9 protein-coding genes are annotated in these 8,863 nt (G+C 67.1%); all 9 read right to left on the minus strand.

The genetic code is table 11. The features are described 5' to 3' along the window. Positions 1–27 precede the first annotated feature (27 nt). Positions 28–1,317: a Glu/Leu/Phe/Val dehydrogenase gene (locus VIR09_RS10150; RefSeq protein WP_332012749.1), complete on the minus strand. Its 1,290-nt coding sequence runs from the start codon at positions 1,315–1,317 to the stop codon at positions 28–30. A gap of 303 nt (positions 1,318–1,620) precedes the next feature. Continuing rightward, positions 1,621–2,568, minus strand: a complete 948-nt coding sequence (gene hutG, locus VIR09_RS10155) for a formimidoylglutamase (RefSeq protein ID WP_332012750.1) — start codon at positions 2,566–2,568, stop codon at positions 1,621–1,623. Next, positions 2,565–3,323: an amino acid ABC transporter ATP-binding protein gene (locus tag VIR09_RS10160; RefSeq protein ID WP_162470892.1), complete on the minus strand. Its 759-nt coding sequence runs from the start codon at positions 3,321–3,323 to the stop codon at positions 2,565–2,567. The genes hutG and VIR09_RS10160 overlap by 4 nt, the downstream gene beginning before the upstream one ends. 47 nt (positions 3,324–3,370) lie before the next feature. Continuing rightward, entirely contained in the window at positions 3,371–4,039 is a 669-nt protein-coding gene (locus VIR09_RS10165; protein WP_332012751.1) for an amino acid ABC transporter permease, read from the minus strand. Then, positions 4,036–4,779 (minus strand): transporter substrate-binding domain-containing protein, encoded by a 744-nt coding sequence (locus tag VIR09_RS10170; RefSeq protein WP_332012752.1) that lies wholly within the window; start codon positions 4,777–4,779, stop codon positions 4,036–4,038. The genes VIR09_RS10165 and VIR09_RS10170 overlap by 4 nt, the downstream gene beginning before the upstream one ends. Before the next feature lie 73 nt (positions 4,780–4,852). Further along, positions 4,853–5,599: an IclR family transcriptional regulator gene (locus tag VIR09_RS10175; protein WP_332012753.1), complete on the minus strand. Its 747-nt coding sequence runs from the start codon at positions 5,597–5,599 to the stop codon at positions 4,853–4,855. A 184-nt stretch (positions 5,600–5,783) separates the two neighbouring features. Then, entirely contained in the window at positions 5,784–7,148 is a 1,365-nt protein-coding gene (locus tag VIR09_RS10180; RefSeq protein ID WP_332012754.1) for an amidase, read from the minus strand. An 81-nt stretch (positions 7,149–7,229) separates the two neighbouring features. Next, positions 7,230–8,006: an ABC transporter ATP-binding protein gene (locus VIR09_RS10185; RefSeq protein ID WP_332012755.1), complete on the minus strand. Its 777-nt coding sequence runs from the start codon at positions 8,004–8,006 to the stop codon at positions 7,230–7,232. Further along, a complete protein-coding gene (locus VIR09_RS10190; protein WP_332012756.1) occupies positions 8,003–8,764 on the minus strand; it encodes an ABC transporter ATP-binding protein in 762 nt (253 codons plus the stop codon). Before VIR09_RS10190 ends, VIR09_RS10185 begins: the two co-directional genes overlap by 4 nt. Positions 8,765–8,863: the final 99 nt, after the last annotated feature.

Here is an 8,863-nt window from a genome sequence, read left to right on the forward strand (position 1 = left end):
TCCGGGGACGCCCCGCCGTATCGGGTATCACGGATACAGGCCGCGCACCTGGCGCGCCTGCAAAATGCGCGTGCAAGCAACAATGAACGCCGCCGTGCGCAGCGTGACCTTGTGCTCCTTGGCCACTTGCGACACCGCCGCGTAGGCTTCGCGCATGATGCGCTCCAGGCGCTGGTTGATCTCGTCCTCGCTCCAGAAGAAGCTGGAGAAGTCCTGCACCCATTCAAAGTAGCTGACCGTCACGCCGCCGGCGTTGGCCAGCACGTCCGGCACCACATAGACGCCGTGTTCGGCCAGGATGTCGTCCGCTTCCGGCGTGGTCGGGCCGTTGGCGCCTTCCACCACGATCTTCGCGCGCACCTTGGCGGCATTGGCGGCGGTGATCTGGCTTTCCAGGGCGGCCGGGATCAGGAATTCGGTTTCCAGCGTCCAGAACTCGTTCTTGTCCATGGCCTGGCCGCCGGAGAAGCCACCCACGCCGCCATGTTGCGACACATGGGACAGCAGCTTGTGCACGTCCAGCCCTTCGGCGTTGTGGACGGTGCCGGTGTGGTCCTGCGCGGCGATGACCTTGGCGCCGGCTTCATGGAACAGGCGGGCAGCGGTGCCGCCCACGTTGCCGAAGCCCTGCACCACCACGCGCGCCTTGGACACGTCGATGTTCAGGTCGCGCGCGGCTTCGCAGCCCACCACGAACACGCCGCGGCCGGTCGCCTCGACCCGGCCCAGGCTGCCGCCCAGCGCGATCGGCTTGCCGGTGACCACGCCAGTGGCGGTGGCGCCTTCGTTCATGGAGTACGTGTCCATCATCCAGGCCATGGTCTGGGCATTGGTGTTCACGTCAGGAGCCGGGATGTCCTTGGACGGTCCGATGATGACGCCGATTTCCGTCGTGTAGCGGCGCGTCATGCGTTCCAGTTCGGAGGCCGACAGCTTGCGTGGATCAACCCGCACGCCGCCCTTGGCGCCGCCGTAGGGCAGGTTCACCGCGGCGTTCTTGACCGACATCCAGGCCGCCAGCGCCATCACTTCGGACAGCGTGACGTCCTGGTGGAAGCGCACGCCGCCCTTGCCGGGGCCGCGCGAGGTGTTGTGCTGGACGCGGTAGCCCTCGAAGTGGGCGATGCTGCCGTTGTCGAGTTCGATCGGCACATCGACGATCAGCGAACGCTTGGGGCGCTTCAGGGTTTCAACCCACCGCGCCAGAGAGCCGAGATACGGAGTGACCCGGTCGACTTGTTGCAGGTAATTACCCCAGGGGCCGAGGTCGTCGGCATTCAGATAAGACGGCAAGGCGTGGGTGGGAGTTTGAGACATGAGCATGCTCTCCTGACTAAGTTGCGCCATTTTATCCACGAAAGTTATGACGTCCCCATTTAAAACAAAAATATTTTAAATAGGGACATATAACTGTTGTGGCGACCGAACGGGTCGCAAACCCGCGCCTGATGCTGCCCTTATCCTAAGCCGCGAAACCGCCAGCGTCCAGCCTGTCAGCCAGCTGCGCGAGCCCTCGACGGCAGCCGTGAGCAGAATGAAAAATAGGACGGTTTCCTACTAAGGAAGCCGTCCTATCGGGTCTCGCCATGCATCATCCGGCGGATGAGGCACGCGATGCGTTCAGTCGTTCAGCAACTGCCAGGCAAGACGCGCCGCCGCCCGCGCGCCATGGCCGTCCTGGTCGTAGCGCGGGTTGAACTCGGCCATGTCGGCCAGGCGCAGCTTGCCGCTGGCCTTGACCCGCAGCACGATTTCCTCGATCACCGTCAGCGGCACCCCATAGGGCGCCGGCGCCGACACGCCCGGCATGACCGCCGCGGGCAGCACGTCCAGGTCTATGGTCAGGTAGACATGCCGCGCCCGCGTCAGCAAGGCGTCGACATTGGCCAGGCGCGCCGCCAGGTGGCGCTCCTGCATGTCGCGGTCCTCGACCCAGATGGCGCCGACTTCGGCGGCGCGCGCGTACAGCGCCGGCGTGTTGGCCAGCCGCGATACGCCCAGGCAGGCGTATTGCAGGGCCCGGCCGCGCTCCTCGCAGTAACGCGAGATCTGATCGAAGGGCGTGCCGGAACTGCCGGGCCGCCCGGTGCGCAGGTCGAAGTGCGCGTCCAGGTTCAGCACCAGCACGGGCTCCGTGTCGCCGCGGGCATCCAGCCAGCGCGCCAGGCCCTGGAAGCTGCCCCAGGCGATCTCATGGCCGCCGCCCAGCACCAGCGGCCGGGCGCCCTGCTCCATCAGTTCGGCGACGCGCAGGCCCAGCTGCTCCTGAGCGTCTTCGAGCCGGTCGCCCTCGCAGGCCACGTCGCCGGCGTCCAGCAAACGCGTGAGGCCATGCGCCGGCAAGCCCGCCAGGAATTTGCGGATGGCCTGCGGGCCTTCGGCCGCGCCGATGCGCCCCTGGTTGCGGGCCACGCCGGCGTCGCAGGCAAAGCCCAGCAGCACCGCCTCGCCCTTGCGGACCTGGCCTGCGGCCGCTTCGACGATATGCGCCAGGCGCCGCGTGTCGCCTTGTTCGGCGCTGTCGTCGCGGGCCTTCCACAGGCTTTTGTCGAATTGCGCGGCGTTCATGCAGCCCCCTGCCCCGCGCTCAGCACCGCTTGCAGGAACTCGCGGGTACGCGCCTCGCGCGGCTGGGTGAAGATCACGTCGGGCGAACCGGATTCCAGGATCACGCCGCCGTCCATCACCGCCACCATGTCGGCCACGTCGCGGGCAAAGCCCATTTCGTGCGTGACCACCATCATGGTCATGCCTTCCTTGGCCAGCAGCTTCATGACCTGCAGCACTTCGCCCACCAGCTCCGGGTCCAGCGCCGAGGTCGGCTCGTCGAACAGCATGACCTTGGGTTGCATGGCCAGGGCGCGGGCGATGGCCACGCGCTGCTTCTGCCCGCCCGACAGGCTGGCGGGCATGGCCGACATCTTCTGGCCCAGGCCGACCTTGTCCAGCAGATCCGCGGCCAAGGCATGGGCTTCTTCGCGGCCCATGCCGCGCAGCTTGCGCGGACCGACTGTAACGTTGTCCAGCACCGACAGGTGCGGGAACAGGTTGAAGCCCTGGAACACCATGCCCACCTGCATGCGCAGCTGGTTGAGTTCGGCTTCCGGCAGCAGCTTGCCGTGGTCCAGCAGCGTCTGGCCGCAGATGTCGATGGTGCCGGCTTGCGCCACTTCCAGGCCGTTGCAGCAGCGCAGCAAGGTGCTCTTGCCCGAGCCGCTGGGCCCGATCACCACCACCACCTGGGACGGCAGCACGTCGAAGTCGATGCCGCTCAGGACCTCGTGGTCGCCGTAGGATTTGCGCAGGCCGCGGATGCGGATCATTTCTTGCGAGGCCGCGGGCCGGCTCGCGGCGGAGTTCATTGCGGAGTTCATTGCACCATCCCCCCCGCGCGCAGGCGGTGTTCAACCTTGCGCAGCACCAGCATGGTGGCCGTGGTCAGGATCAGATAAATCAGCGCCACCACCAGATAGGTTTCCAGCGAGCGATAGGACACGCTGATGATCTTCTGGCCTTCATGCATCAGGTCGTGGATCGTCAAGAGCGACACCAGGGCCGAGTTCTTGATCAGCGCGATGAATTCGTTGCCAAGCGGCGGGATCATGCGCACCACCGCCTGCGGCAGCACGATGATGCGCATGGCCTGGCCGGACGACATGCCGAGCGAGCGCGCCGCCTCGGTCTGGCCGCGGTCCACCGACTGGATCGCGCCGCGCACGATTTCCGACACATAGGCGCCGGAGTACATGCCCAGGCCCAGCACGCCGCAGGCGAACGCCGGCAGGGTGATGCCGAAATGCGGCAGGCCGAAGAACCAGATGAACAGCTGCACCAGCAAGGGCGTGCCGCGGAACAGCAGCAGATAGACGCTGCACAGGTTGTAGATGACGTAGCGCTTCGGGTTGAGGCGCCCCACGCCCACCAGCAGGCCGATGACGCAGGCCAGCAGCAAGGCGCCCGCGGTCACCTCGACGGTGACCACGGCGCCATTGACCAGCGCGCCGAAGTCGGCAAAGACGGGAGAAAAATCCAGGTTCATTTCGCGGGAGCCTCGAACCACTTGTTGACGATGGCCTGGTAGCTGCCGTCGGCCTTCAGCTTCTGCAGCGCGGCGTTCAGATCACGGGTCAGCTCGGGCTTGTTCTTGGGCACGGCGATGCCGTAGTCCTCGGTGGTGATCTGGTCGTTCAGCACCGTCAGGTCAGGCGTGCTCTGGGCGAACAGCTTGGCGGCGGGCTTGCCCGTCACCGCGGCTTCGGCGCGGCCGATCTGCACCAGGTTGAACATCTCCTGGTTCTTCTCGACTTCCACGCGCTGCACCGACGGGTAGTGTTCCTTCAGGTAGTTGACCGACTTGGTGCCGACCTGCACCGACACCTTGCGGCCGTCCAGGTCCTTCAACGTCTTGACCGGGCCGTCCTTCTTGGTCATGACCACCAGGCCGCCGGCGTAGTAGGGATCGGTGAAGTCCACGACCTTGGCGCGCTCGGGCGTGATGTAGATGGCGGACACGGCGATGTCGGCGCGGCCGGCCTGCAGGGCGGGAATCAGGCCCTTGAAGTCGATGTCGATCCATTCGACCTTCTTGCCCATGGCGCCGGCCAGGGCTTCCACCAGTTCGATGTCGAAGCCGGTGCGCTTGCCGTCCTTGACGAATTCCATCGGCGGGAAGGTGGCGTCGGTCACGGCGCGGATGGTGTCCTGGGCGAACGCCGGACCGGCGCTCCAGGCGAGGCCCAGCGTCAGGGCGGCGGTCAGCAGTGTGCGGCGAGTGGTCATGGTGGGTCCTCTATGGAAAGTGGATACGGCGGTCGGGTGTGTACGGGTGGGGCGAGGAATACAAGTAGCGGTCTCAATGAGCCTGCAACTTCGCCGAGATGCGCCGGGCCGCGGCCACGGTCATTTCGGTCAATGCCTCGGGCCGCTGGGCGGCCCGGGTCGAAGGCGCCATCAGCGTGATCGAGGCCACGGCCTGATTGGCGCGTTGAAAGATCGGCACGCTCACGCCCCAGACGCCGGCGTCGACCTCGCTGTCGGTCATGGCGTAACCCTGGGCGCGGATGGCTTCCAGCTCGTGTCCGAGACGATCGGCATCCACGTCGGCCTCGGCCGCCAGATAGGCCAGCGCGGCCTGCTGGCGGGCCAGCGGCATGAAGGCCAGCAGCGACTTGGCGGAGGCGCCGCGCGCCAGCGGCAGGCCGCGGCCCTTGGTGAATGAACAACGCAGCGGATGCTGGCTTTCGATCATGTCCAGGCAGACCGCCTGGTCCTTGACCGCCACCAGCAGGCCGATGGTTTCGCCGGACGCGGCGGCCAGCGCGGCCAGGTCGGGCTGCGCCTCATGGATCAGGAACGAGGACTGGTCAAAGCCCCAGGCCAGTTGCACGCACAGCGGGCCGGGGCCGTACTCGCCGTCGTGCTCGGCGACGAAGCCCCAGCGCTTGAGCAGCGCCACCTGCCGGTACAGGGTGCTTTGCGCCAGGCCGGTCTGTTCGGCCAAAGCGGCGATGCTGAGGGGGCCGTCATGCCTGGCCAGGGTGGCCAGCACATACAGCACGCGATCCGCGCCTGCCCCGACTGATAGATCCGCTTTCAACATTTGGCTCCAAGCTAACGGAGCGCAGATTATCAATTTATGGCTCTTGAACCACTTTTTATTCCCGAATACTGAGAATTACTGGGGAAAACCCCGAAGCAACAGGCGCAAAAAAGGCGCCCGAAGGCGCCAAAGAATCCGCCGCGCCCCGGCGGCGCGCGGCGGATCAAGCCCGGCCCGGAGCCAGTCAGGCCTGGTGAGCGGTGGATCCCAGGATGCGCTCGGCGCAACGCGCCCAGTACAACAGTCGGGCGTCCTCCTTGACGAAACCGACCATCTGTAAGCCCAGCGGCAGGCCGTTGGGGCCGCGCGCGACGGGCAAAGTGATGGACGGGTTGTGCAGCAGCGACCAGATGCGGATGAAGGCCGAGCTGCCGGTGGAGCTGGCAGGCGGCGCTTCGCCCAGCGTCGAAGGCATGGCCACGGCGTCAACCTCGCGCGCGGCATCGTAGAAAGCGCGGCGGCACGCATCGGCGGCGTCCAGCGCCCCCGCGTAATCGGCCGCGGACAGCCCCTCGCCCATGGTCAGGTACTCGATCAGGCCCGGATCGCACAGCGCCGCGTGGTCGCGCTTGATGGCCGCATACTCGCGCGCGAGGTCATAGGCCATGATCACGTCCTGCGCTTCGCCCATGGTGTCGAAGGCCGGTGGCATGGCGAGTTCGGTGACCTTCACGCCGGCGGCCGACAGCGCGCGCAGATTGGCTTCGAAGCTCTCGCGCATGCAGGGTTCCGTATCCGCCCAATCCTTGGGACGCCACACGCCCAGGCGGAAATCGCTGCGCAGCGAAGATGCCGGATCAAAACGCGGGTCGCCGGTGAAGGCGCGCATGAACAGCGCCGCGTCGTCGACCGAACGCGAGATCGGTCCGATCACATCCAATACCCGCGAATAGCGCCGGATCGCCACGTAGGGAATGGCGTCCAGCGTGGGCTTGAAGCCCACCGCGCCGCAGAACGCCGACGGCCGCAGGATGGAGCCCGCCGTCTGCGTGCCGATGGACAGCGGCGCCATGAAGTCAGCCACCGCCGCCGCCGAACCCGCCGAGGACGCGGCCGGGGTGCGGCTCAGGTCGTGCGGGTTGCGCGCCGGACCCGGCAGCATGATGGCGTGGCGCGACACGGTGTTCTTGCCCAGCAGGTTGAAGCCCAATTCCTGCGCCTGCGTCACCACGGGCGCGTCGGCCTCGGGCTGGCGGCCGGGAAAGATCTCGGGATCGCCCAGTTCGGTAGGCATGGCCGCCGTGTCGATGGTGTCCTTGATACCCAGCGGCACCCCGTCCAGCGCACGCCGCCGGCCGTGGCGGTCCCATTCGCGGGCGCGGGCCAGCGCGCCTTCGGCGTCCACCCGAACCCAGGCCTTGACGCCACCGTTGCGTTCCTCGATGCGGTCCAGGCAGGCGCGCGCCCAGGCCTCGCAGGTCAGCTTGCCCTGCTCCAGCGCGGCCAGGCCCTCGGTGGCGGTAAGGGCGGCGATGGCGCCGGGCGCCGGGCGGCGCGCAACGGACGCCGGGGAAACCAGGGTTTCGGAAGTAGGCAAGGAATTAGGCAAGATACGGCTCCTGCAAAGGAATATGGAAAAGTGAACGTGCCGTCCGCGCGGGCCACTGCCGGCGGGACGGTCCAGCCGGTTTCAAGCGGCGGTATTGCCGCTGGGCGGACGAGCTTCTTCTCGATGGCCGCCCCCCGGATGCCCGCCACTCGCGTGGCCGCCGCGCCCGATATACAGATCGCTCATATGCTGGTTGGCCAGCAGCGCCTGCCCCGTGTCGGTCAACACGATGCGGCCTGAATCCAGGATGTAGCCGCGGTCGCTGAACGCCAGCGCCTGGCGCGCACGCTGCTCCACCATCAGCACGCCCACGCCGATCTGCGGCAGGCGCCGCACTTCGGCGAACACCTGCTCGGTCAGCGCCGGCGACAAGGCGGCCGAGGGCTCGTCCAGCACCATCAGCCGCGGCGAGGACATCAGCGCGCAGGCAAAGGCCAACTGCTGGCGTTCGCCGCCAGACAGGTTCTCGGCATGCGTCTTGCGCCGCCCTGCCAGCGCGGGAAACAGATCGAACATGTCGCGGATGCGCTTTTCGCGCGCCTGCACGTGCTCGACCACTTGCAGGTTCTCCAGCACGGTCAGCGCGCCGAACACATTGCGCACCTGCGGCACATAGGAAATGCCGATGCGCACGCGCTCTTCGACCGGCAGCGTAAGCAGGTCGCGGCCGTCGAAGGTCATGGTGCCGGCGATGCGCGGCAGCAACCCCATCACCGCCTTGACCAGCGTGGACTTGCCCGCGCCGTTGGTGCCGGCGATGGTGACGATCTCGCGCGGCGCCACGTGCATGTCGATGCCGCTGACGATATCGACCTCGCCGTAGCCCCCGGACAGGCCTTGCATGACGAGCTGGCTCATATCACTCCCCCCATGTACGCTTCGCGCACCTGTTCATTGGCCAGGACGCTGTCGGGCGTCCCTTCGGCGATGACGCGGCCGCGGTCCATAACGTACATGCGCGGCACGATGCGCGACAGCTCTTCCAGGTTGTGCTCGATGATGGCGACGGTCAGGCCGCGCTGGTTCAGTTCCACGATGCGCGCCGACAGTTCTTCGATCAGCACCGGATTGACCCCTGCGAACGGCTCGTCCAGCAGGATGCAGCGCGGCTCCAGCATCAGCAGCCGCCCCAGCTCCAGCAGCTTCTTCTGGCCGCCCGAAAGCTTCCCGGCCGGCTCGTCCGCTACGCGGGTCAGGTTCAGGAACGCCAGCAGTTCATGCACGCGCTCCGCGTTGCGGGCTTCTTCGCGCGCCACCTCGCGGCGGGCGAAGACCAGCGCCGCCAGCTTTTCGCCGCGCTGGTCCGGCGCGGCGGCCATCATGTTGTCGAAGACCGTCAGTTGGCTGAATTCGCGCGGCACCTGGAAGGTGCGCGCCAGTCCGCGGCGCACGCGCTGGTGCACGGCCACGCCGGTGATGTCCTCGTCGGCGAAGCGCACCGAACCGGAACTGGGCGGGATGTAGCCCGTGACCACCGAAAACAGCGTGCTCTTGCCCGCGCCGTTGGTGCCGATGAGGCCCACCAGCTCGCCCTTGCGCACCTCCAGCGACACGTCGTCGAGCGCCTTGAAGCCACCGAAGCCGGCGCTCAGCCCATTGATGGAAAGCAGCGTCATGCCCTATCTCCTGCGCGTCGAGGTGTTGCCGAAAATGCCCTGGGGCCGGTACAGCACCACGCAGATGAGCGCGATGCCGATGATGCCGATGCGCACGCT

Source organism: Achromobacter sp. (assembly GCF_036567245.1).
GTDB lineage: Bacteria > Pseudomonadota > Gammaproteobacteria > Burkholderiales > Burkholderiaceae_B > Achromobacter.